This window comes from Labrenzia sp. CP4 (genome assembly GCF_001579905.1).
GTDB lineage: Bacteria > Pseudomonadota > Alphaproteobacteria > Rhizobiales > Stappiaceae > Roseibium > Roseibium algicola.
This window is the reverse complement of the sequence record NZ_CP011927.1, coordinates 576,741-600,271: the sequence shown is the minus strand read 5'-3', so window position 1 is coordinate 600,271 and position 23,531 is coordinate 576,741. Positions and strand designations below refer to the sequence as shown.

25 protein-coding genes are annotated in these 23,531 nt (G+C 59.6%); 12 read left to right on the top strand and 13 right to left on the bottom strand.

All coding sequences use genetic code 11. The features are described from left to right. Positions 1-25: 25 nt before the first annotated feature. Entirely contained in the window at positions 26-535 is a 510-nt protein-coding gene (locus tag ACP90_RS02920) for an arsenate reductase ArsC (RefSeq protein WP_055659727.1), read from the bottom strand. 16 nt (positions 536-551) lie between these two features. Next, positions 552-890, bottom strand: coding sequence for a metalloregulator ArsR/SmtB family transcription factor (locus ACP90_RS02915; protein WP_062486682.1), 339 nt, complete (start codon positions 888-890; stop codon positions 552-554). Between the two features lie 165 nt (positions 891-1,055). Between ACP90_RS02915 and ACP90_RS02910 the strand changes: the two genes are divergently transcribed. The 7 genes from ACP90_RS02910 (at position 1,056) to ACP90_RS02885 (ending at position 7,501) form a co-directional block, all read left to right on the top strand. Then, positions 1,056-2,138: a pyridoxal-phosphate dependent enzyme gene (locus tag ACP90_RS02910; protein ID WP_062491294.1), complete on the top strand. Its 1,083-nt coding sequence runs from the start codon at positions 1,056-1,058 to the stop codon at positions 2,136-2,138. Next, entirely contained in the window at positions 2,131-3,273 is a 1,143-nt protein-coding gene (locus ACP90_RS02905) for a Xaa-Pro peptidase family protein (protein ID WP_062486681.1), read from the top strand. Before ACP90_RS02910 ends, ACP90_RS02905 begins: the two co-directional genes overlap by 8 nt. 18 nt (positions 3,274-3,291) lie before the next feature. Further along, positions 3,292-4,035 (top strand): aspartate/glutamate racemase family protein, encoded by a 744-nt coding sequence (locus tag ACP90_RS02900; RefSeq protein ID WP_062486678.1) that lies wholly within the window; start codon positions 3,292-3,294, stop codon positions 4,033-4,035. Between the two features lie 208 nt (positions 4,036-4,243). Then, positions 4,244-4,381 (top strand): hypothetical protein, encoded by a 138-nt coding sequence (locus tag ACP90_RS28375; RefSeq protein WP_006937785.1) that lies wholly within the window; start codon positions 4,244-4,246, stop codon positions 4,379-4,381. 110 nt (positions 4,382-4,491) lie between these two features. After that, complete coding sequence (locus tag ACP90_RS02895) at positions 4,492-5,526, top strand: aspartate-semialdehyde dehydrogenase (protein WP_023002877.1); 1,035 nt, start codon at positions 4,492-4,494, stop codon at positions 5,524-5,526. Positions 5,527-5,862: 336 nt separating this feature from the next. Further along, the gene (locus ACP90_RS02890) at positions 5,863-6,603 is read left to right on the top strand and encodes a TenA family protein (protein ID WP_062486677.1); all 741 of its coding nucleotides are present in this window, start codon (positions 5,863-5,865) and stop codon (positions 6,601-6,603) included. A 4-nt stretch (positions 6,604-6,607) separates the two neighbouring features. Then, positions 6,608-7,501, top strand: coding sequence for a DMT family transporter (locus ACP90_RS02885; protein WP_062486675.1), 894 nt, complete (start codon positions 6,608-6,610; stop codon positions 7,499-7,501). A 491-nt stretch (positions 7,502-7,992) separates the two neighbouring features. On the opposite strand, the gene ACP90_RS02880 is transcribed toward ACP90_RS02885, so the two are convergent. Further along, the gene (locus ACP90_RS02880; RefSeq protein ID WP_062486673.1) at positions 7,993-8,985 is read right to left on the bottom strand and encodes a LysR family transcriptional regulator; all 993 of its coding nucleotides are present in this window, start codon (positions 8,983-8,985) and stop codon (positions 7,993-7,995) included. 111 nt (positions 8,986-9,096) lie between these two features. Here ACP90_RS02880 and ACP90_RS02875 point away from each other — a divergent pair, with 111 nt between their 5' ends. Both ACP90_RS02875 and ACP90_RS02870 read left to right on the top strand, forming a co-directional pair. Continuing rightward, on the top strand, positions 9,097-9,555 hold the full coding sequence (locus ACP90_RS02875; RefSeq protein WP_055659738.1) for a cupin domain-containing protein: 459 nt from the start codon (positions 9,097-9,099) through the stop codon (positions 9,553-9,555). A gap of 9 nt (positions 9,556-9,564) precedes the next feature. Beyond that, positions 9,565-10,065, top strand: a complete 501-nt coding sequence (locus tag ACP90_RS02870) for a c-type cytochrome (protein WP_062486671.1) — start codon at positions 9,565-9,567, stop codon at positions 10,063-10,065. A gap of 77 nt (positions 10,066-10,142) precedes the next feature. Here the strand turns inward: ACP90_RS02870 and ACP90_RS02865 are convergent, their stop codons facing one another. The 7 genes from ACP90_RS02865 to ACP90_RS02835 all read right to left on the bottom strand — a co-directional run bounded on the left by ACP90_RS02865 (position 10,143) and on the right by ACP90_RS02835 (position 14,561). Next, the gene (locus tag ACP90_RS02865) at positions 10,143-10,355 is read right to left on the bottom strand and encodes a hypothetical protein (protein ID WP_055659743.1); all 213 of its coding nucleotides are present in this window, start codon (positions 10,353-10,355) and stop codon (positions 10,143-10,145) included. 109 nt (positions 10,356-10,464) lie between these two features. Beyond that, positions 10,465-10,878, bottom strand: coding sequence for a DUF1801 domain-containing protein (locus ACP90_RS02860; RefSeq protein WP_062486669.1), 414 nt, complete (start codon positions 10,876-10,878; stop codon positions 10,465-10,467). 20 nt (positions 10,879-10,898) lie between these two features. After that, positions 10,899-11,327, bottom strand: a complete 429-nt coding sequence (locus ACP90_RS02855) for an SRPBCC domain-containing protein (protein WP_055659748.1) — start codon at positions 11,325-11,327, stop codon at positions 10,899-10,901. Then, a complete protein-coding gene (locus tag ACP90_RS02850) occupies positions 11,324-11,656 on the bottom strand; it encodes a metalloregulator ArsR/SmtB family transcription factor (RefSeq protein ID WP_062486668.1) in 333 nt (110 codons plus the stop codon). Before ACP90_RS02850 ends, ACP90_RS02855 begins: the two co-directional genes overlap by 4 nt. Positions 11,657-11,716: 60 nt before the next feature. Continuing rightward, complete coding sequence (locus ACP90_RS02845; protein ID WP_062491293.1) at positions 11,717-12,511, bottom strand: ABC transporter ATP-binding protein; 795 nt, start codon at positions 12,509-12,511, stop codon at positions 11,717-11,719. After that, positions 12,508-13,494, bottom strand: coding sequence for an iron ABC transporter permease (locus ACP90_RS02840; RefSeq protein WP_031270200.1), 987 nt, complete (start codon positions 13,492-13,494; stop codon positions 12,508-12,510). Before ACP90_RS02840 ends, ACP90_RS02845 begins: the two co-directional genes overlap by 4 nt. A gap of 32 nt (positions 13,495-13,526) precedes the next feature. Next, positions 13,527-14,561, bottom strand: a complete 1,035-nt coding sequence (locus tag ACP90_RS02835; protein WP_062486663.1) for an iron ABC transporter substrate-binding protein — start codon at positions 14,559-14,561, stop codon at positions 13,527-13,529. Between the two features lie 342 nt (positions 14,562-14,903). Between ACP90_RS02835 and ACP90_RS02830 the strand changes: the two genes are divergently transcribed. The 3 genes from ACP90_RS02830 (at position 14,904) to ACP90_RS02820 (ending at position 19,771) form a co-directional block, all read left to right on the top strand. Continuing rightward, positions 14,904-16,544, top strand: coding sequence for a Cache 3/Cache 2 fusion domain-containing protein (locus tag ACP90_RS02830; RefSeq protein WP_208993439.1), 1,641 nt, complete (start codon positions 14,904-14,906; stop codon positions 16,542-16,544). A 468-nt stretch (positions 16,545-17,012) separates the two neighbouring features. After that, positions 17,013-18,107 (top strand): HD domain-containing phosphohydrolase, encoded by a 1,095-nt coding sequence (locus ACP90_RS02825; RefSeq protein WP_062486661.1) that lies wholly within the window; start codon positions 17,013-17,015, stop codon positions 18,105-18,107. A gap of 206 nt (positions 18,108-18,313) precedes the next feature. Next, on the top strand, positions 18,314-19,771 hold the full coding sequence (locus ACP90_RS02820) for a PAS domain-containing methyl-accepting chemotaxis protein (RefSeq protein WP_023002861.1): 1,458 nt from the start codon (positions 18,314-18,316) through the stop codon (positions 19,769-19,771). A 101-nt stretch (positions 19,772-19,872) separates the two neighbouring features. On the opposite strand, the gene ACP90_RS02815 is transcribed toward ACP90_RS02820, so the two are convergent. The 3 genes from ACP90_RS02815 to ACP90_RS02805 are packed head-to-tail and all read right to left on the bottom strand — an operon-like array spanning position 19,873 to position 23,515. Then, positions 19,873-20,895, bottom strand: coding sequence for a substrate-binding domain-containing protein (locus ACP90_RS02815; protein WP_228872690.1), 1,023 nt, complete (start codon positions 20,893-20,895; stop codon positions 19,873-19,875). Positions 20,896-20,951: 56 nt separating this feature from the next. Continuing rightward, on the bottom strand, positions 20,952-21,980 hold the full coding sequence (locus ACP90_RS02810; RefSeq protein WP_023002859.1) for an ABC transporter permease: 1,029 nt from the start codon (positions 21,978-21,980) through the stop codon (positions 20,952-20,954). After that, the gene (locus ACP90_RS02805; RefSeq protein ID WP_031270191.1) at positions 21,977-23,515 is read right to left on the bottom strand and encodes a sugar ABC transporter ATP-binding protein; all 1,539 of its coding nucleotides are present in this window, start codon (positions 23,513-23,515) and stop codon (positions 21,977-21,979) included. The genes ACP90_RS02810 and ACP90_RS02805 overlap by 4 nt, the downstream gene beginning before the upstream one ends. Positions 23,516-23,531: the final 16 nt, after the last annotated feature.

The following is a 23,531-nucleotide window of genomic DNA, read 5'->3' as shown; positions in this document are numbered from 1 at the left end:
TTGAAACCAGTCCGCCGGAGAAACGTTACACGCGCTCTTCGGCGGACTGCCCGATTTGATCGAGTTTCTTCTGCAGGGACAGACGGTCGAGCGAAGACATCGGCAGGCTCACGAAAACCGAGATCCGGTTGCTGAGCATCCGGAAGGCATCGTTGAATGCGACAGCCCTTTCGCTATCGCTTCCGGAAACGGCTGCCGGATCCGGCAGGCCCCAATGGGCTGACATTGGCTGGCCAGGCCAGACAGGGCAGGTTTCCTTCGCCGCATTGTCGCAAACGGTAAAGACGAAATCCATGACCGGGGCATCCGGCGCAGCGAATTCGGCCCAGTCCTTCGAGCGCAGCTCATCCGTCTTGAAATTGAGCTTGCTGAGCAAGGCAAGTGCTTCCGGACGCACCGCTCCAGCCGGTTGTGACCCGGCAGAAAACGCCCTGAAGCGGCCCTGCCCCTCCCGGCTCAGGATCGCCTCCGCCATGATCGACCGGGCGGAATTGCCAGTGCACAGGAAAAGCACGTTGTAGACATCGCCGGACATTTGATCCCCCTTAACCTCAACAGGTCTCTCCGCAGGCAATCGTCTCGATGACCTGCGCACAAAGTTCCGGATGACCACCACAGCAATCAGCCATCAGAAACGTCAGCAACTCGCGTATGCCGTCAAGATCCGCGAAGTAGCGAATCGACCGCCCCTCGCGTTCATTTCGGACCAGCCCGGACTGAAGCAGAACAGCAAGGTTCGCCGACATGGTGTTCTGCCGAACGTCCAGAGCCTCACCGATCTCGCCGGCGGTCATTCCTGCCTCACCAGCCCGGATCAACAACCGGAAGACTTCCAGTCTGGTTTTCTGGCTGAGCGCCCCAAAGGCGCTCAGTGCATCTTTCATATCCATAATTCATGATATTTCGATTCATCAGAAACAGGCAAGTCTTTTTCGCAACCAGGCGCAACATCTCGGACACGGCCCGATCTGGTTCGTAACCGTCATTTTCAGCAAGTCGCTTGCAACCGGCCTTCAGAGCTGCTGACCTGCCTGGGAAACCGCGCGGGGCAGATGATGAAAACACTGAAAAATCCGTTCCTCGGCAAAGGCCTTCCCGAGCAAAGCGGGCTTGCGGATGGATCCGTGTCGCAGGACGTCGCCGGAGCAGAGAACCTTTTTCGGAAATGCCCGCGTGCCGATGAAACCCCGCTGCTGATTGTGAATGACCTCGCGGCCGGTCTTGCTATCGGCAACCTTGCCCTCAAGGACGAACGGCAACGCATGGGTCTTGGCAGCTTCAAGGCACTTGGCGCGGCCTATGCGATTGCCAAACTGGCGGACAGCCGCGTTCGGGGCGGACTTGCCCAGTCGCACGCTTCCGCGCTGACCGGCAGAACCTTTGTGTGTGCGAGTGCCGGGAACCACGGCATGTCCCTTGCAGCAGGCGCTCCGCTGTTTGGGGCCAGGGCCGTCGTCTTCGTGGCCGAAACTGTTCCAAGCGCCTTTGAGGCCCGCCTCAAGGCCCGGGGCGCTGATGTTGTCCGGGCCGGAGCCACCTATGAAGACAGCATGGCGGAAGCCCAGAGACGCGCCGACGCCGAAGGCTGGACCTTGCTGCCAGACAGCACCTGGCCGGGCATGACCGCCGCCGGACACGACGTCATGGAGGGCTATCTTGTGATAGCCGCGGAAATTGCCCGGCAGATCAAGACGCCGCCCACGCATGTCTTCTTGCAGGCGGGTGTCGGCGGACTTGCCGCCGCCTGTGCCGTCGGCGCTCGCCTGACCTGGGGCCGCGATGTCACCATCGTCGTGGTGGAGCCAGAATACGCACCCGCCCTTATGGCCAGCATCGAAGCCGGAAAGCCCGTCACGGCGCCCGGTCCGGTGTCGAACATGGGCCGGTTAGACTGCAAGGAACCCTCGCATCTGGCGCTGAAGTACCTGGCCAGGGAAGCCGATTTCTTCGTGACCGTTTCCGACAGCGAAGCGGCTGAAACGGTCGACTGGCTGGGCAACAACGGCATTGCGACGACGCCATCCGGTGCGGGCGGCATCACAGCCGTTCGACACGCAGGTGGCGGGGCATCGACCCTCGGCCTCGGATCTGAAGCCCGGGTGCTCTGCTATCTTTCCGAGGGACCGGAAGATGTCTGAACAGGATTTTCCTGAAGACGAATTTGCCGCGCGCACGCAAGCGGCCCAAAAAGCCATGCATTCCCAGGGCATCGAGGCGCTGTTTTTCACGACCGAAGCCGAAATGCGCTATTTCACCGGGTTCCGGACCCTGTTCTGGCAGAGCCCTACGCGGCCCTGGTTCCTCGTGGTGCCGGTAACCGGCAAGCCGATTGCGGTCATTCCGCAGATCGGCGCGCACCTGATGGCGAGCACCTGGATTGACGATATCCGGGTGTTTTCCGCCCCGCACCCCGTCGATGACGGCATCGCCCTGCTCGCGGATACCCTCAAGGGCTTCACGAAAATCGCCATGCCGATGGGGCGGGAAAGCGTGCTTCGCATGCCACTTCGCGACTTTCAGCGCCTTCGAGATCTCACAAACGACGCTGAATATCTGGACGGAACCGGTGTGATCCAGAGCCTCAAGATGGTGAAATCTGAACGTGAAATTGCTCTCCTGCGCGAGATTTGCGGTATCGGTTCGGAAGCATTTGCCAGGGCACCGGAGCTTTTCCACACCGGCCAACAGCTCAACGAGGTTTTCCGGTCCTTCCGGATCGAGCTTCTGAAGCAAGGTGCGGACGATGTGCCTTATCTGGTCGGCGGAGCCGGACAGGACGGCTACGGCGATGTTATTTCTCCCCCCTCGGCCCGGCCCCTACAGGAAGGGGACGTCCTGATGCTCGATACGGGTGCCACCAAAAGCGGATATTTCTGCGATTTTGACCGCAACTTTGCGATCGGCCAGGCGAGTGATGCCGTCAGATCCGCCCATGAAACACTTGTCCGGGCCGTTGAGGCAGCTGCCGAAATTGCCCGCCCGGGCCGTACCTGTGCCGATCTATTCCAGGCCATGACCAAGGTGCTGGACCAGGGCGAAGGTGACGTCGGCCGGCTCGGCCACGGGCTTGGCATGCAGCTTACCGAAGCGCCCAGCCTGACCGGCTTCGACGAGACCCCACTTCGAGAAAACATGGTGCTGACACTGGAGCCGAGCCTTGCTCTCGGACCCGGCAGGATGATGGTTCACGAGGAAAACATCGTCATTCGAGACGGATCGCCCGAATTCCTGACCGTGCCGGCAGGGCCGGACATTCCGGTTATCACCCGCTAGAACACCTGGAACCGCGGCATGAAACTTTCCTTCGACTGCGACAGGGGATCGGCAACCAAAGCGGCTTTAGGCCTGATCTTGCTGTCGGTTGACGAAACCATCGAGCGCGAGTTTCGGCCCCTCTTTGATCAGGAAGGCGTCTCGCTGCTTCACGCAAGAATCGAGAGCGCTTCCGAAGTCACCTCCGAAAAACTCATGCAGATGAAGGCCCGGCTGACGGACACCGCGGCCCTCTTGCCGGGAACGCGCCCACTCGACGTCATTGCCTATGCCTGTACGTCCGGCGCAACGGTGATCGGATCGGATCAGGTCGCCGGTGCGATCCAGGCAACTCATCCTGGCGCACGCGTGACCGACCCCGCCCGCGCAGTCGTTGCAGCCCTTGCACACCTTGGTGTCTCGCGGATCGCCATCGTCTCGCCCTATGTGGAGGAAGTCTCCGACGCACTCTGCCGTCTCCTGGAAGAAAACGGCATAACGCCCTTGAGTGTCGGTTCTTTCGGGCAAGCGGAAGAAGCCGTAGTTGCAAGGATCAGCCTGCAGTCCGTGGAAGAGGCAATCTGCGAGGTCGGGAAAGATCCGGAGATAGAAGCCGTCTTTGCCTCCTGCACTAACTTGCGCACGATGCCTGTCATTGAAGCCTGCGAAAAACGTCTTTCCAAACCCGTCATCAGCTCCAACCTGGCGCTCGCATGGCACATGATGCATCTGGCGGACCTGCCGACGGCGGACCGTGGACCGGGACGGCTCTTTGCCACCTGACCTGCAAAAAACGAACACATCCACGCCAGAACACAAGGCTGCCGAAGGTCTTCTTTCGGTGAAATTGCCGAGGCTGTTGCTATTCGACTGTTCCCGAACGGCATCAATTCGTTCACTTAGCTGGCAACACCTGCCTATTCCTTGTTGACTCGCGGGGATTTCCGGGCAAAAACACCGCCGTCTCAAGTTTTGACGATTGCGAGCCCCGATGACCCGGCTGAAAGCCGACATTCTGGATATGATGTCCCAGGCCCTTGCCAGCGCTACCTTCATGCGCGGCGAGCCCCGGACGGCTGCCGCAACCGCTCTTAAACGCACTACCAAGACCACCAAGACCACCGCTTGACGGTGCCGCTCATCCCGCCTCCCCGGGGATGGGAGGCGCCGGGAGCCGGCCACGCCCATCCAGAACCGGGCGGCTGGCGAAGCGGGGAGACGGACAAGGACTAGTCAAAGATGGGTTTCAAGATCGCAATTGCAGGCGCTACCGGCAATGTCGGACGCGAGATGCTGGACATTCTCGCTGAGCGCGGCTTTCCGGCAGACGAAGTCGTCGCCCTCGCTTCCCGCCGTTCCCAGGGCACCGAAGTCTCCTTCGGCGACAAGACGCTGAAGGTTCAGGCCATGGAGAACTACGATTTCTCCGACACCGACATCTGCTTGATGTCCGCCGGTGGCACCGTTTCCAAAGAATGGTCGCCGAAGATCGCTGCCAAGGGCTGCATTGTCATCGATAACTCTTCCGCATGGCGCTACGACGCGGATGTGCCGCTGATCGTGCCGGAAGTGAATGCCGATGCCGTTGCCGGTTTCACGAAAAAGAACATCATTGCCAATCCGAACTGCTCCACCGCCCAGCTGGTCGTGGCGCTGAAGCCGCTGCATGATCACGCAAAGATCAAGCGCGTCGTCGTTTCCACCTACCAGTCGGTTTCCGGTGGCGGCAAGGAAGCGATGGAAGAGCTGTTCAACCAGACCCGTGCGGTTTTCGTGAACGATCCGATTGAGCCGAGCAAGTTCACCAAGCGCATCGCCTTCAACGTGATCCCGCACATCGACAGCTTCATGGAAGACGGCTACACCAAGGAAGAATGGAAGGTGCTGGCGGAAACCAAGAAGATGCTCGATCCGGCCATCAAGGTGACCTGCACCGCCGTGCGCGTACCGGTGTTCATCGGCCATTCGGAAAGCGTCAACATCGAGTTCGAAAACGAGATCACCGCTGAAGAAGCCCGCAACATCCTGCGCGAAGCTCCGGGATGCCTCGTCATCGACAAGCAGGAAGACGGCGGCTACATCACGCCATACGAAAGTGCTGGCGAAGATGCGACCTACATCTCCCGCATCCGCGAGGACGCAACCGTTGAAAACGGCCTCAACATCTGGGTCGTTTCCGACAACCTGCGCAAGGGTGCGGCGCTCAACGCCGTCCAGATCGCCGAGGTTCTCGTGAACCGCGGCCTGATCACGCCGAAGAAGGCAGCAGCCTGATCGACAGTTCAAACGGGCGCCTCGGGCGCCCGTTTTCTTGTGGCCTGCCGGCTGCCATCCGGTCGACGGCACTGCGAAGGTCCTGAAGCGGGAACCGCGTTCCCGACACGTACCAAGCAGCCCCCCGAGCCATCGATCCAGGCCCCGGATTTCCTCTTTGCGGGGAAGCTCGATGCGCTATGTCGAGCGTTGAAGCGACAACACTCAGCTCAGCGCCACAAACCCGAACATTGCCGGCGACCGACAGGTTTTGATGTTGACAGGCCGCCAAAACAGCATCACCTCTGTCATCTCCTGTTCCCGGCGTTCGCAAAGGTCGCCAACGAGTTTTCTCCCATGCCCTCTGAATTTGACGGGTCGTTCACCGACTTCCTTGAAAGCACTCCCGGCGGACGCTTCACCGACTGGCTGGCAGCTTGCGCCGAGCCCTACTGGAGCGATGCGTGCAGCCACCCCTTCACCGTTGCGATCGGCGATGGCACCATGCCGGAGGAAGCCTATGCGCGTTATCTGATCGAGGATTACACCTTCGTCACGGATCTCGCTTCCACGCTGGGATATCTAGTCGCCAAAGCTCCCGGAATGCCCGCCAAGTCTCGGCTCTCCGGTTTCCTGGCTCTGCTGACCTCGGAGGAAAACGACTATTTCCTGCGCTCGTTCGAGGCGCTCGGCGTGGAACCGCGGGTTTACGAGACCGCAGCACAGGGCCCCGTGACCCGCGCCTTCTCGCAGCTCCTGCTGAAATCGTCCGGACAAGGCAGTTACGCCGAAGGGCTTGCATGCCTTCTCTCCGCGGAATGGTGCTACCTGACCTGGGGCCAGCGCGAAGCGGGAAAACCGCGCCCGGACGCGTTTTATCTCGCCGAGTGGATTGACCTGCACGCCGTGCCTGGCTTCGAGGCTTTCGTGACCTGGATTCGGGCGGAAATGGACCGGATCGGCCTCAATCTGCCGGAACCCGAGCAGGCCCGCGTTGCGGGCCTTTTCCGCCAGATGAGCAAACTGGAAGTCGCCTTCTTCGAAGCCGCCTGGACCGGCAAAGTGCCCGGTCCGGAGGACGATCTGTTACGGACCTGACCCGATGTTTCTCTATGAAGCCGCAGCCCTCGGCGCGGCTGCCCTGTGGGCGCTGACAGGTCTGCTGTCCACCGGCCCCGCTCAGCATCTCGGCGCGATTGCCTTCAACTGTACCCGCATGGTGCTTGTGGCATTGATGCTGTGTGCCTGGGTTCTCCTGACCACGGGGTGGAGCTCCATCGGCGACGCGCAGATGCTGCCTCTTGTCCTGTCCGGTTTCGTCGGCATCTTTCTTGGCGACACCGCGCTTTTCCTGACGTTGAACCGCATGGGTCCACGCCGGACTGCAATGCTGTTTTCTCTGAATGCCCCCATGTCGGCGATCCTTGGCTGGCTGCTCTTGAACGAAGACCTCAGCCCCACGCAGATGGTCGGTATCGGCCTTACCTTTCTGGGTGTCCTGCTGGCCATCCGTTTCGGCAAGCGCAAGTCCCAGCTTCACAAATGGGAAAACATCAAGGGTCCGGTATGGATTGGCGTGCTTCTCGGCCTTGCCGCGGCGCTGTCCCAGTCGGTCGGCTCCCTCATTGCCCGTCCGATCATGGAAACCGGCGCTGACCCGGTCGCAGCCTCCAGCATACGCGTCGGCGTTGCGGCTGTGGGCCTGCTGCTCCTGACACGCCTTCCGGTCAGCTGGGTCAAGCCGGCGGGAAATTTTACGCTTCCGGTCGTCGGCCTGATCGCCATTTCCGGCTTGCTCGGCATGGGTCTCGGGATGACGCTGATCCTGTTCGCGCTGTCCGGCGGAGAAGTCGGCATCATCGCGACCCTGTCGGCAACGACACCCGTCCTCATGCTACCGATGATGTGGTGGCGAACCGGGGAAGCACCGGCGCTCGGCGCCTGGGTAGGCGCGGCAGGTGTTGTGGCAGGCAGTGCGCTGCTCTTTGCCAGCTAGGCAAAAGGAAGTTGGCAGATCGGAACAATGGATCTACAAGTGTGAGAGGAATATGGGAGCCGGATTCGAACCGGTACTTTGCAGCGGGCTGCAAGCGGGTAGTTCCGACCTCACCCGGCTCCCTAACGCCAGTATCGATAGTTTAAAAAACACCCGAAACGAATTTCGAGGACCGACCGCCCCTCGAGTAAGCAACCGGCAAAAACACAGCTGACACCAAACAAGACGTTCCAGCTTAAACAGCCATACCGCCCCGACGCAGCCAGGAAGATCTTATGCCCCTACGGCATATCTCCTATTCCCCATCTGGGGAATATATCGGTACTTTTTTCGAAAAATTTACTTAAACCCGTTTCTCAACCTCGCCTGAATTACTACTAATGGGTGTATTTTTTCAACAAACACCTCAATGACAGGAACAGGCGTCAGCATCGATTTACGGCCAAGCAGCGCCTTTCGGTCGCCAAAAACCGAACGGTAATGCGCGCAAATCAACGCAAACTGGCGGCCTGTTCGTCGGGGCGCGAACCATCCGAAATCACATTTATGCCATCTGCGGGACATCCATCTTGCGCTACGTCCATGTCCGGCATGTCGCTTAGACTTTGGCGCAGGATCGGCGCCAGGTGATCGACAAAGCGGCGCACCTTCGCCGTCACCAGTCGGTTTGAAGGATAGACGGCATAGATGCCGCTTTCAGGTAGCGTCCAGTCCCGCATCACCCTGACCAGGGCCCCCTCATTCAGCTCAGTGGCAACCGCCCAACGGGGGAGTGCCGCCAGGCCGATACCCGACACGACCGCTGCCCGTAGCGATGCCGTGCTGTTACAAATCATCACGGGAGACAGTGAAACGGTGTGTTTCTGAGGCGACAAGAACGGCCATTCCCGTGCCCAGTAGAGCGCAGCGAACCCGATGCACTTGTGGTCCGGAATGTCGACGGGATGTTGCGGCACCCCATGCCTTGCGATGTAGTCCGGTGCGGCACAGACGAGGATCTCCGACATGCCGAGTTTACGGACAATCGTCGCAGGCTCCGGTTCACGCACGATCCTTATCGACAGGTCGAGACGCTGCTCAACGAGGTTGACCATGCGCATGTCTTCTACGATTTCTGCTGTCACTTGCGGATTCTCTGCAAGAAAAGACCCGAGTGCCGGAATGATAAACCGGTCAGCAAAAGCTTCAGGCGCACCGATCCGCATATGGCCAACTGGAGTTTCCTGATACGCCATCACTTCAGTTACGCCTGCGTGTGCCTCTTCCAGTGCACGGGTACAGCGCTGGTAGAAAATCACACCGGCTTCGGTTGGAGAAACGTGACGGGTGGTCCGGTCGAGGAGCCGTACCCCCAGACGTTTTTCCAGGGCAATGACACATTCGCTGACACGGGATTTGGACAAGCCGAGCTGCTCGGCGGCCCGGGTAATGTTTCCGGCTTCAACCACCCGGGCGAAGATCTCGATTGCATCAAAGAGTGCCATGCGAACGTCCTGTGAAACCGGACAAACTGTCCGGAGTATCACCACTTCCGCAATTTCGGGAAAGTCGTATTTTTTGCCCTCGCCGCAGTTTGCGGCTTGAGGAGACCCATTATGACAGCAATTTTTAATGCAGCCGCAATCGCGGCGCACCGGGACGCTTGCGAAAACGAAATACTCGGCTTCCGCCGCTTAAGGGTGCGGAGTGCCGATACCGGCGGACGGCTTGGATTTTTTGAGGAAATCGTTCCGCCCGGAGAAGGTGTCCCCCTGCACATTCATCACAAGGAAGACGAGATGTTCAATGTCCGCGAAGGTCATTTCCGCATCTGGTGCGCCGATGAAGTCTTCGACGTCCATCCAGGTGATGTCGTCGTCCTGCCACGTGGTGTCCCGCATGCGTTTCGCAATGTCGGCGATGTCGAGGGCTGGCTCGATGTGACCGTTACGCCCGGCGGGTTCGAAACGATGTTCGCACGCGCTGCCGAAGCCGGCACGGAAGGAGCAGAACGTTTCATGGAACTTGCTCCCGACTACGGCCTGGAAATGCTTCCAGGTCAGGCTGCGGCTTAGGAGGCGGCAATGATCTGCTTGGTCTTCCAGAGAACCATTCTGGCTTTTGCCGTGCTCGCGGCCTTTTCAGGATCCGTGTCCGCGGATGAGAACAAGGCTGCACGTGGAGCCTACCTTGCCCGGATCATGGCTTGCGCCGATTGTCACAGTCCGCGCGGACCGAACGGCGCGCCGATGCCCGAAGCCGGGCTCATCGGCGGCAATGTCGGCTTTGAAATTCCGCAGGCAGGTATTGTCTGGGGCCCGAACCTCACGCCCGCCAATGGCGGGGCGGGATCCTGGAGTACGGAAGAAATCGTAACGGCCCTGACGACCGGCGTTCGACCAGACGGACGGTTGCTCATTCCCGTTATGCCCTGGCCTGCCTACGCCGGACTGACCACACAGGACGCCGAAGCTCTTGCGAGCTACCTGCAGTCCCTGACACCGGATGACAATCCCGTTCCAGGGATGATTGCGCCGGGGGAAAACGCCCCTGCCCCCTATTTCACGATAAAGTTTCCAGGATAGGGCACACCAATGCCGTTGGCCTGACGGCCAACGGCGCCTGGAAGCCGAATTCGGGCTATCCTCCAATCGACTGCCCGTTACCGTGCCTGCCGACGCCACCTTTCGGCATAAGGTAGGGCAAAAAGGTAAAGTCCCGATACCAGCAAGAAGATCAATGGCACCAACGCCAGCAATCCGACCCAGAGTGCCGGTTCGGACTGCCCCATGGCAGCCAGATTGACAACCACGGCCAGTGTAAAGGCTATGGACAGCCAGCGGTGCAGCTGACGGATGATCTTGTTCCAATTCATGGTTTGCTCCTGGTAATCACGACGCAAGATCCCGTCTGCCGGAAAGATCCGTCAGCAAAGGGTTCTTGAGAGTTGGGGGTGTGCGCTCAGTCCGCCACGTGGCGGACTGTCAGACCTGGGCTGATTTCCTGCGCGTTTTCCTGGCAGCCGAGGCAGTGGCATTCTGCTCGGCGGCTGCACAAACGAGGGCTTTCAGCGCCGCTTCATCGATGACTGCATCCTCGAACAGGTCGATTGCCCGGCGCACGTTGCCGTCCAGGCTGGAATTGAAGAGACCAGCCGGATCATCAAGTGATGCGCCTTTTGCGAACGTCAGCTTCACGGCTTTCTTGTAAGTCTCTCCAGTGCAGATGATGCCATCCTTTTCCCAGACGGGAACACCGCGCCATTTCCAGGTTTCCTCGACATCGGGAACCGCTTCGTGGATGAGGGCGCGCATCCGCGCCAGTGTGCGTCCACGCCAGTCGTCAAGTTCTGCGATCCTGGCGTCGATCTGCTGCGCGGGGGACATTTGATTGTCCATGGTCGTCCTCCTTGCGGTTATCAGGCGTCTTTGCCGGCATCGTCCAGCCGCGCAACAACGCTTTCCAGCGCCTCCATGAAGCGGGGCCAGGCGGCGCTTGCACCGCGATAGTAGGGCAGCTGTTCCTGCGTGAAGCCGATTTGCTCCATACGCAGAAGGGTGCCGTTATCCGTCGGGGTCAATGTCCAGGTCACTGTGCTTCGAAGATCCTTGGTGTTCCAGCTGTAGGCCAGCGCTTTATGCGGCTCGATCGACTGGACTTCGCAATCAACCATTCCCCAGTCGGCACTCAGGTCGAAGCGGTGGCCGACAACCGGTTTGAAGGCATTTTTCATGAGCCATTCCTCGATCAGGTGGGGCTGGGTCAACGCGCGCCAGATCTTTTCCGCGGGAAAGGGAACTTCCCGTTCCACGACAACAGCAAGGGTATCTTCGTCCGAGAAACTCATTGGTCCATTCTTCTCAAAAGGTCTTCCAGATCGTCGAACCGGCGTTCCCAGAACACGTTCATGCGCTGGGTCCAGTCGACCAGCGGTGCGAGCGCTCCGGGCCTGGCGCTATAGTGCGACTGCCTGCCGTCCTGGCGGTCCGTGACAAGCCCGGCCTCCTTCAGGACGCCAAGATGTTTGGAAACCGCAGGCTGGGAGACACCGGCCTGATCGGTCAACACCCGCACCGTCAGCTCGCCTTCACGGCAAAGCCGCTCGAACAACGCCCGCCGGGTCGGGTCGGCCAGCGTCCGAAACAGAAGGTCAGGTGTTGGCTCACTCAAATACATAACTCCGCGGTTATTGATTGAATTGATAACCTTGGAGTTATGAATGAGTCAAGGGGCAATTCAGACCTGCTCCACTTCCCGCTTGCGCGCAAGTGACGGCAGGCAGACGGTGCGGCCATCGGCGAACTGTTCGATCCGCACATCGACACCATAGACTTTGCAAAGAGCAGCGCTTGTCAGCACTTCCTTTGGGGGGCCATCCGTCTTGATGCGACCATCGTGTAGCAAAGCCACCCTGGTTCCGATTGCAAAGGCGTGATCAGGGTCGTGGGTCGACAGGACAACGGTCAGGCCGTCCGCCGCAAGACCCGCAACTTCGGAAAGCACCAGCGCCTGATTCCCGAAATCGAGACTGGCTGTCGGCTCATCCATCACGAGGACACGTGTTTCCTGCGCAAGTGCCCTGGCGATCAGCACCAGTTGCCTCTGTCCACCGGAAAGCTGCGTATAGTCTGCGCCGGCGAGTTCCCCGATACCGAGCCTTTCCAGCGCCGCCAACGCTACGTCCCTGTCACGCGGGCCGGGCTGCTGAAAGGCACGCAGTTTTGCGGTTCGGCCCATCAACACGACTTCCAGAACCGGAAAAGCAAAGGGCGCGGCGTGTGCCTGTGGAACGTAGGCGATCCGCGTCGCGATATCCGCACGGGACAGCGACTTCAGCGGTCGTCCTTCCACCAGCACCGTGCCGCCACGCGCCGGCAACAGCCCCAGAAGCGTCTTGAAAAGAGTGGTCTTGCCGGACCCGTTGGGCCCAAGCAGGCAATAGACGTCGCCAGTGGAAGCGGTCAGGTTCAACTCGCTCCCGACATCGTGGCCCGGATAGCCGATGGACAGGTTTTCAGCCCTGAGCTTCACGCCCATGCCCGCCTCCCCCTGGCAAGCAGCCACAGGAAAAATGGCGCACCGACAACAGCAGTCAGAATGCCGAGCGGGACTTCGGTTCCCGAGAGCGTGCGTGCCAGCGTGTCGACTGCAAGAAGGTATCCCGCACCAAGCAAGGCTGCTGCCGGCAACAGGCGCCCGAAACCAGGGCCAACGATCATCCGGGCGATATGCGGTATCACCAGCCCCACCCAGCCAACGACACCGGCAATGGCGACGACGCTTGCGGTGATCAAGGTCGCGCAGAAAATGACAACAAGCCGCAGTCGACCGGCCTCCACGCCAAGCGCCTTCGCTTCTTCATCCCCCAGAGACAGGACGTTGATCCGCCAGCGCAACAGGAACAGAGGGACAAGCCCGAACAGAACTGCAGGTACCGCCGGCAGGATATCGCCGGCCTTCACGCCTGCCAGACTGCCCAGCAACCAGAAAGTGATCGCCGGAAGCTGGTCATAAGGATCTGCCAGCACTTTCAGCAAGGATGTCGCCGCCCCCGCCAGAGCACCTACGACGACGCCTGCAAGCACAAGGACAAGCGTACTGTCTCCACCGCGCACCGTCGCGGCAACAAAACCGACGAGAGCAACAGCGGCAAGACCGCCGGCAAAACCCATCAGCTGGATTGCCGCGACAGGAAGCGACAGGAAGATGCCGAGCACGGCCCCGAGCCCCGCGCCGGCAGAAACACCGAGAATATCCGGTGACACCAGCGGATTGCGGAAAAGGGTCTGGTAACATGCACCGGCGGCAGCAAGCGAAGCGCCGACGAGCAGCGCGGCAACCACCCTTGGCAGACGGATCGACAGCAGGACCGTGTCCTGCGTTCCCGAAGGCTGTGCGCCGGACACGACGCGCGCCAGCACACCGACGGCCTCGGACGGCGTAAGCGGAAACGGACCGATCAGAAGAGCCGCGAAACTGCCAAGAACAAGCGCGAGGCCAAGCCATACGAACAATCCGGAACGCGCGAAAGAAGTAGATTTGCCGGTCAGGGAGCCCGCCCCTTTGCCCATTCCAGCAGAGTGTCGAGCTCTGCTTCACTCAGGTCCACATGATACCACAACTTATAGAAGTCGGCGGTTTCCTGACGCAGCTCCCCATCCCAGAGTTCGGGATAGAATAGACCTGCAAGCCATTTCAGACCCATCATCCGATTGACGGACGGCGGCCTGTCGATCCAGCCGTAAGGGGCCGTTGGTGACAGGAAAACCCGGCCTTCACGTACCGCGGCAATGCCTTGCCACAGGGGATCCTGCCAGACAGCTTCATAGAAGCTACGATCCCACGTCACGATTGTGTCCGGATTGGCAACGATAATCTGCTCGGGACTTGCCTGCACCAGTCCGTATTGCCCAGGCACATCGGCAACGTTGCGTCCACCGGCCTTTTCGATGATTTCGGTGTTGATCGACCCTTTCAGGCCTGTTTCAAGTCCATCCGCCCCACGGGCGAGGTAGACACGCGGCCTGTCCGCCTCGGGTACGGCACCGAGTGCCGACGTCAGCGCGGTGAAGGTTGCCTCGACATCTGCGGCCAGAAGATCTCCACGCTCCGGAACGCCAAGCGCTTCGCCCACAAGACGCAACGCGCCGGCGGTTTCATCGAACCGGCCGTTGACCAGGAGATAGGGAATCCCTGTCTGTTCCTGCACACGGTCGGCAAGATCGATATAGGTATCGCGGACGGACCCGAAATCGATGATCAGATCGGGTTTCAGGGCAAGAACCTGCTCCAGGTTTGCCTCCCCGCCGCGTCCGGTCAGGCGGCCGGTCTCGGGCAGGTCCCGAAAGGCTTCGGCGATGAATGGCTTCTCGTAGTCCCGAAGCGCTCTCGGCCAGCCGAGCAGCGCTTCCGGTTTGAGCGCGTAGACGAGAATGGACGCCGGAGGCCCGGCAGCAAACACCCGGGTCACCGTATCCGGGATCTCGACCGTACGACCCGCGGAATCGGTAACGCTTCGCGCCAGGACGGACGTCCCCGAAATGCAAAGCAGGAAAAGGCAAATAGCGGCCAGGCGCGTCATGTTTCCTCCAGCATTCTTGTAACTGACCGAGGGTTTCTGCTCATTTCAGTTCAGCTTCAGGAAAGCGACAAGACAGAAACTCTATCGGCACAGAGATGGATCATGCGGAGAAAATACACAAAAACAACATAAACTGCAGCTCTTTCACGGAACTATGAAACGCTCACTAAACTGTGATTATCACTGCTATTTTTACGCGAATTTTCTTTCATTCTTAATTTACGCAAATCGACAAAGATGATCCCAATTATGACCTTGGGGGAAATGATGAAGAAGTTCTTGTCCCGATTAAGCGTGACTTCGACGCTCGCAATTATTTCTGCCAGCGTGCTTGGAATATCGATGATTGTTGTGGGCTTTATCCTGTATCAGGTAGCCCTTGGCCAGGCTGAGGACCGTGCCCTCGTCAAACAGGATATCAACCTTCGCGTGGCCGCGACGCTGCTTCAGGACCGCATCGACGGTGCAAAGGTCAGCTGGGACGCAAACAACAACGTCAAGCGGATCGAACTGGCCGAAATGCCGGTGTTCGAAAACCATGACATGATCGACGCCGTCGGGCGCATGACAGGTGAAACCGCGACTGTTTTTGCCTGGGATCCGGAAACGAAGGATTTCTGGCGCAAGACCACCAACATCATCAAGGGTGACGGCAAGCGTGCCGTCGGAACCCAGCTCGGCCAGAACGGCGCGGTTTATCCTGTCGTTACCCAGGGCAAGACCTTCCACGGGCAGGCCACCATTCTCGGCAAGGACTACTTCACTGTTTACCAGCCGATCTTCTCTTCCAAGGGCGATATTCTCGGCATCCTTTATGCCGGCGTGGAAAAGGCTGCAGTCGAAGCCAACGCATGGGAACTGACCAGCCGCTACGCGATGCTGGTGCTACCGGTCGTCGCCGTTTCGGTGGTCCTTCTGATCCTCGCAATTCGCCGCCAGCTGCGTCCGATTACGCGCCTTGCGGAAATCACGGACCAGATTGCGCAGGACAATCTCGCAGACGAAGTCCCCTTCAAGGAACGCTCCGACCAGATCGGCACGCTTGCGCAGGCCGTCAGCACCCTGCGTGACAGGGCCGTCGAGCGGATCGAACTGACCGAGCACCAGCGCACGTCCGAAGCCGCTGCGATCGACCGCCAGAACCGTGTTCAGGGTCTGATCGAAACCTTCCGGACCAATGTCTCCAACGTGCTCAACTCGGTCAACGAAACCGTTCATGGCCTGGAAGGCACCGCGGGACACCTCTCCGACCTGTCCGGCCAGAGCGCCTCAAGCGCGACGGAAACCCTGAACTCTGCCGATGAAGCGACCTCGAGCGTTCAGACCGTGGCCAGTGCCGCGGAAGAACTCTCCGCGTCCATCAGCGAAATTTCCCGCCAGGTGGCCCAGACGACGGAAGTTGTTGGCCGGGCAACCGAAGGCACCCGCATGACCAACGAAAAGGTGGAAGGCCTTGCAGCCTCCGCCTCCAAGATCGGCGAAGTGGTAACGCTCATCCAGGCGATTGCCGAGCAGACCAACCTGCTGGCCCTCAACGCCACCATCGAAGCGGCACGCGCCGGGGAAGCCGGCAAGGGCTTCGCGGTCGTCGCAGCGGAAGTGAAGGAACTGGCCACCCAGACCTCCAAGGCGACCGAGGAGATCAGCGCCCAGATCACCGCCATTCAGGATGCAACCAAGGACTCGGTCGGTGCGATCGCGGAAATCACCAAGATCATGGAAGAGGTGAATTCCTACACCAGCACCATCGCGGCAGCCGTGAGCCAGCAGGGCTCGGCCACCGGCGAGATTTCGCAGAACGCCCAGAATGCCGCCGAAGGCACCACCTTCGTGTCGTCCTGCATGTCCGACCTTTCCAGTGCGGTCAATCAGACGTCACAGGCTTCCCAATCGGTTCTGGACGCATCGGAAATGCTGTCTTCGCGCACGGAAGAGCTGAAACAGGAAGTGGAAACATTCCTGAACGGTGTGGCAGCCGCCTGAGGCAACCAACCATCGACAATTTATCTTGTCAGGAAGGCGCGGACATCGTCCGCGCCTTTTCGTTTTCGGCATCCGGTTTTCGCTTAGAACTCTCCCGACATCAGAGCCCCGCTTCGCGGCAATCAGCCTCCAACCACGTTTATCCAGAGACCGCACAGGCCGGCCCGCCCGGCACGTTGGTGAGCGCAGGAAACGTCGAGCACCTGAAAAGGCGAGACTTTCAGACCTGCAACCGTCACGCAGCACTTTTCACGTAGCCAAAACTTTGCTGCACTGCACACGATTATTCACCAAGTGCCTTTAACGTTTACAGGCAGGCCAATTCACACAGGCGGTTAAAGGGAAGTGTCCGAAGCAAAAATTACTCAGCATCCTGCGTATTTTTACTTGGCAGATTTACTAAACCTTTTTTAGGTTTTTTCTACAATCCTTGATTTCAACCAAAATTGTTTCAGATGCCAATTGATCATGGTTCAAATTTTAGTTGCGGCAGTGGATTTCGGAAATTTTCCATCGCGTTTCGCCAGAATCGCGACCCTCTACCCGACAAAACGAATTGCCTTCTCCCGCGCCAACCTGAGGGACATCAAGCCCCGCTCACTGCTTCTTGTCGACTTTCTGGACCTTGGCACTGACCACATCGAAATCCTTCGAGATTTTTCGAGAAGCGGCCAATCCGTGCCGGCGCTCGGCATCGTTGACACAAAAAGCAGACAGAGCGTGCTGCAGGCGCGCGAGCTCGGCTTCTACAATCTGATAGATCGCGAGGAAAAATTCGCGACACTGTTCGAAAAAATACGCGAAGTGGTGGGAGACTATTCCAAACCGACGCTGCCCAGCCGGTACTCGGAGAAAATCGTCAAGTCGGTTGAAACCACCAGCATGGGCTTGAACCTGATGTCGGCCGCCGCCCTTTCCGGCGCTCCCCTGCCTATGCAGCTTCTGGCAACCAACGCCCAGGACATCACCTCGGTCATCATGACGGACGGTCTCGACAGTTGGTTGAGTGCGGTTCAATGCCACCACAGCCACACCTTCTGCCACACGATGATGGTCGCCGGACACACGGTTTCGTTTTCGCGTGCACTCGGCCATTCCGAAGCGCAGCAGACAATTCTCGGCCTGGGTGCACTGGTGCACGACCTGGGCAAGGTCAAGATCCCGCTTTCCATCCTGGACAAGCCTGGCAGGCTGACCCTGGAAGAACGTGAGCTTGTCAACAAACATCCGCTCTTTAGCCGGGAGATGCTGGCAACGCGCCAGGAAGTTCCAAAGCAGGTTGTCGAGATGGCGCTGTATCACCATGAGTTTCTGGACGGAACCGGGTATCCGGATGGCCTCAGGGGCAATCAGATCTCGCAAAGGGTCAGGCTTCTGACGATCAGCGACATCTATTCCGCCCTCACCGAAAAACGAGCCTACAAGGACAGCCTCAGTCCGCGCCAGGCCTTTGCGATCATGTTCGAGATGAAGGGCAAGCTCGACATGGACCTGTTGCGAAAATTTAGAACCCAGGTGCTGAGCTCGGAATTCGGCCGTGTCCGGCGGCAGGCCAGGGCCTGAGACCTGGGAAAACACCCCAAGGCTGCAGCGCTAAATTCGACACCGTCTCAGGATTGCGCGATCACCTATTTGTGTTGTCAAAAATAGCTATATCGTCCGACTAGAAAGGGTCATTGAAACTCTTTCTTCAGTTTCCCCTACGACAATATCTCCCCCTACAGAGGCAAAAACCGGGAGTAAACAAGGTGCTGTTTTCAGGGTCGAACATGTGGAAAGCCGCCTTTGATGCGCTAAACCGCTCGCAGGCCATCATCGAGTTTACACCCGAAGGCACGATCCTGACTGCCAATCCCAATTTCCTGAAAGCGATGGGCTACGCCCTCAATGAAGTTCAGGGAAAACCTCACAGCATGTTTGTCGACCCCGCCTACGCGGCATCGGCAGAATACAAGGCCTTCTGGAAAAAGCTGGCGCAAGGCGAATTTCAGACCGCCGAATATCTGCGCTACGGCAAGGGTGGCCGGGAAGTCTGGATCCAGGCTTCGTACAACCCGATCCTCAACACCGCCGGCAAGGTGGTCAAGGTAGTCAAGATCGCCTCGGACATCACCGAGCGCAAGCAAAAGAGCGCCGATTTTGAAGGTCAGGTTGAAGCGATGAATCGGTCGCAGGCCGTGATCCATTTCGACCTCGACGGCACGATCCTCGACGCAAACGAAAATTTCCTGTCCGCGATGGGTTACTCCCTCGATGAAATCAAGGGCCGTAAACACAGCATGTTCGTCGAAAAGGACCATGCGGCGAGCACGGAGTACCGGCAGTTCTGGAAGAATCTCGCCGAAGGCAAATTTCAGGCGGGTGAGTTCAAGCGCATCGGCAATGGTGGGCGCGAAGTCTGGATCCAGGCAACCTACAATCCGATATTCGATTCCGCCGGTCGTCCCTTCAAGGTCGTGAAGTTCGCGACTGACCGCACTCCGCAAGTCGTCGAAAGACGTCGCCGCGCGACCGTTCAACAGGGCATCGACCAGGATCTTTCCGAAATCGCCACGGCCATTTCCAACACGACGGAACAGGCAACAACTTCCGCATCAGCGTCCGAACAGACCTATTCCAGCGTGCAGACAGTTGCCGCAGCGGCAGAAGAACTCGTTGCCTCGATTCAGGAAATCAGCCGCCAGGTCCAGACCGCGCTTGAAGTTTCGCAAAGCGCTGCGACCGAGGCCGAGCGGTCCAGTGACATCATGAGCGGGCTGTCTGAGGATGCAAAGACGATCGGTTCGGTAATCGAACTGATCGACGGCATTGCCGACCAGACCAATCTCCTGGCCCTGAACGCGACCATCGAGGCCGCAAGAGCTGGCGAAGCCGGCAAGGGCTTTGCCGTTGTTGCCTCCGAAGTGAAGAGCCTCGCCGCGCAGACAAGCAAGGCAACCGAAGAGATCTCCAACCAGATCGGCTCCATGCAGGAGACGACCGGTCAGGCAGTCGCCGCAATCGAATCGATCCTTGCGGTCATCAAGAATGTCGGAGACATCGCCGCCAGCATCGCATCTTCGGTCGAGGAGCAGTCGGCGGTTACGAACGACATATCCTCCAACATGCATTCAGCCGCCCAGGGCGTTGAACGGATCACCTCCAACATGCAGTCGATCTCCTCGGCAACTGCCCAGATAGACGCCGCGACCAAGAACGTTAAGCAGGCCTCGCAATCCCTGATGTGAACAAGGGACGCGTAATGTGACATCACGCCCAGCCCCTGCCAGACAAAAAAACCCGGTGCCAAGGCACCGGGTTTTCTTTTGACGGGTTATTGAACCTGGCCTTAGCGCGCCGGAAGCGGGATCCATTCGGCAACAGAAACATCCGCATGCTGGAACTGCGGCATCTTCTGGCCCAGCTCTTCCATGTTCTTGACGTCCTGCTCGTTCAGGAAGTCCTGGGTGATCAGGGTCGGCGGCACGACAACCTGCTTGCCCGGGTCTTCACCTGCCAGCATCAGCGCCAGCGTGCGCACGCTGACCTCACCGACAACCGCCGGGTTGGTCGCGACCGTTGCCGCCCACGCGGAATCCGGCTCGCGCATGGCAGAGATATCGGCCGTGGACACGTCCGCGGAATAAATGGCGATGTCCTGATTGAGACCGGCTTCATCGACCGCGATCTTCACGCCTTTGGCAAATTCATCGTAAGGGGCAAAGACGACGTTGATGTTCGGGTTGGCCTGCAGCACTGAACGGGCCTGGTTGGCAACGGAGTTGGCAATCGGGTTATCAAGCGTGCCGAACATGGCCGCTTCCGTGATCCCCGGATTGGCTTCCTTGACTTCCTTCCAGGCGACGTCGCGGCGGTCCAGCGGTGCGATGCCCGGCACATAGACATAGCCGGCGGTAAAGCTGTCGCCATTGTCCTTGATCGCCTGTTCCAGGGCCAGCTTGCCGAGCAGGTAGTCGGACTGTTCGATCTGCGGGATCGCATCGTTTTCAACGTTGACGTCGAAGGCGACAACCTTGATGCCCGCATCGACGGCGCGCTGTGCAGCGGCCTTCATGGATTCGGTCAGGCCGTGCTGGATGATGATGCCGTCGACACCAAGCGCGATGGCCTGGTCGACCATGTCGGCCTGAAGGGCGGCATCCTGACGGCTGTCGAGAACACGCAGATCAACGCCAAGGGCAGCTGACTGCTTTTCAACACCTGAAAGATAGGACTGGAAGAAGTCACCGGTGGACAGATAACGCACCAGCGCGATCTTGACCTCTTCCGGCTTGTCGAACGGCGCCGGCATGTCGGCTGCGAAAGCCGCTCCGCCGGAAAGCCCGATCCCGGCGGCAACCGCCAGCTTCATGAATTCACGTCTCAGCATTTGTTTTCCTCCCAATGGAAACGGCGCCATTCAGGGCGTCACGCTGTTCTCCGGCCCCCACGTCGCGAGGACAGGTAGAATGTGAAGACAAGGGCGGCAACCAACACGGCCCCCTTGACGAAATCCTGCATGTAGTAAGGAGCGTTCATCATCGTCAGCCCCTGAAGAAGAATGCCGACAAACAGTGCCCCTGCCGCCGTGCCGAAGGCGTTCGGGCGGGCAGCGCCCAGTACCGCGAAGCCGATGAGGGCTGCGGCCACGCTGTCGAGCAGAAGGTTGTTGCCGGAGGCGATGTCACCGCGGCCAAGGCGGGCAGCCAGCAGAATGCCGCCAACCGATGCCAGCATGCCGGAAATCATGTAGGCCACGATCTTGTAGCGCTGCACGTTGGTGCCGACCAGTTCGGCAGCCCGTTCGTTGGAGCCGATGGCATACATCAGGCGGCCATGCCGGGTGTACCCCAGGAACAGCCAGATCAGCAGCGCGATCAAAAGGAACACCACCACCGGCACCGGCAGCAACCGGTCCAGGAACAGGTCGAACCGGTGCCGACCGAGCCACAGGAAGGCCGCGGAGAACGTTCCCTCCGCAACGACGCCCTCGCCCAGGCTCATCCCGGTCGCAATCGAATTGCCCTGGGTCGGAATGCGCTGCAAACCGATGAGAAGGAACATCATGCCGAGCGTCGCCAAAAGGTCCGGCACCCGCATCTTCACGATCAGGAACCCGTTGATCAGCCCGACGACCGCACCCATCACCAGGCAGAGTGCAACCGCGACAAAGGCGGATTGCTCCAGCACCACCATGGAATAGGCGGACAGCATCAGCGCCGAGGTTGCGACCGAGCCGATCGACAGGTCGAACCCGCCCACCACCAGCGTACAGGTGACACCGAGCGCGAGAATGCCGGTAATGGCCACCGACTGCAGGATGAAGACTGCCGAACGCGGGCTGGCAAAGCCGCTGGCATAGAGGCTGAAGAAAAGGGCCAGTCCGCCGAGTAGGACGAGGAAGCCGTAGCGGATGGCAAGTTCGAGCGGGTTCTTGTTCATTGTTCCGGTATTCATCCTGCCATTGCCTGCGTTGCTGGCTCGCTCTGCCCCTGCCCGCCTGCGGGCCCGGAGACATCCGCGACCAGACGGTTCAGGTCGACGTTCTTGTTGATGTATTCACCGACGATGGCGGCCTCGTGCATGACGACGATGCGGTCGGCGATTTCCAGGGCCTCGTCGATTTCCGCCACGAAGACGAGCGTCGTGCGCCCTTTTGCGGTCTGCCGGATGTAGTGACCGATGTCCCGCCGGGCGCCGATGTCGACACCCTGGAAAGGTTCGTCCAGCAACAGCACGCGGCTTGCCTGCAACAGCCAGCGGCCGATCATGACCTTCTGCTGGTTGCCACCCGACAGGGTGTTGATGCCGTCGCCGTTGCCCTGACAGACGATCCCGATCTTGCCGATCATGTCGTCAGCAGCCCGGCGCTGTCCGCGTTCGCTCAGGAAAGAGAACCGGCTGAATGCCCCCAGGAAAGGCAGTGTCATGTTGTTGGCGATGTCGAAGTCCGGCACCACGGCGTTCACGCTGCGGTCCTTGGGCGACATGAACACACCCTTGGCGACGGCGTCTTCCGCACTCTTCGGAGTGTAGGCCTTGCCGTCCAGGCGCAAGGTGCCGCCGGCCGGTTTCGCAAGGCCAAACAGCACTTCCGCCAGTTCCGTGGTGCCGCTGCCGAGCAGACCCGTCAAGGCAACCACTTCGCCTTCGCGAGCAGTCAGATCGATCTGCGGGCCATTTTCGTGTAGGCGCACACCATCGACTTCCAGGATCGGATCACCGCCGGCAACCGGATCGATATCGACCTCGGTCATCTGGTGGCCAAGCATGGCGTTGACCGCGCCGACATAGTCCAGAGGCTCTGTCTCGAACAGGCCGGAAATCGCCCCGTCTCGCATGGAAACGATCCGGTCGGCCACGCGGCGGATGTCCGACATGCGGTGGGAAATATAAAGAATGGCGACACCTTCCGCACGCAGCCGGTCAATCAGCGCGAACAGGCGGTCGGCTTCGGAAGCGGACAGTGATGAGGTCGGCTCGTCCAGAATGAGCAACTTCGGCGCGCGGGCCATGGCACGTGCGATCGCGATCATCTGGCGGTCGGCAACCTCCAGATCCGCAACACGGGTGCGCACGTCCATCGTCAGACCCATGCTTTCGGCAACCTTGCGGGCCTGCCGGCGAAGTTTCCTGTCGTTGACGAAGAAATCGGCACCCGGTTCGGTCAGGAGGTCCAGCGTCAGGTTGGTGGCAACATCGAGATCCGGAATGACACCGTCATCAATGGACTGGTGAACGGTCACGACACCCTTTGAGATGGCATCGGCCGCATCAAGCGGCTTGAAGGGTGCACCGGCCAGCTCGATCTCGCCGGCATCGGCAAAATGATAGCCGCACAGGACCTTCACCAGCGTCGACTTGCCGGCACCGTTGGCTCCCATCAGCGCCGTGACTTCGCCGGCGCGCAGCTCCAGATCGATCCCCCGAAGCACGTGGTTGCGCCCGAAGGACTTTTCCAAGCCGCTCAATTTACAGGTGACGTCTGGCACCTTTCCTCCCGATATT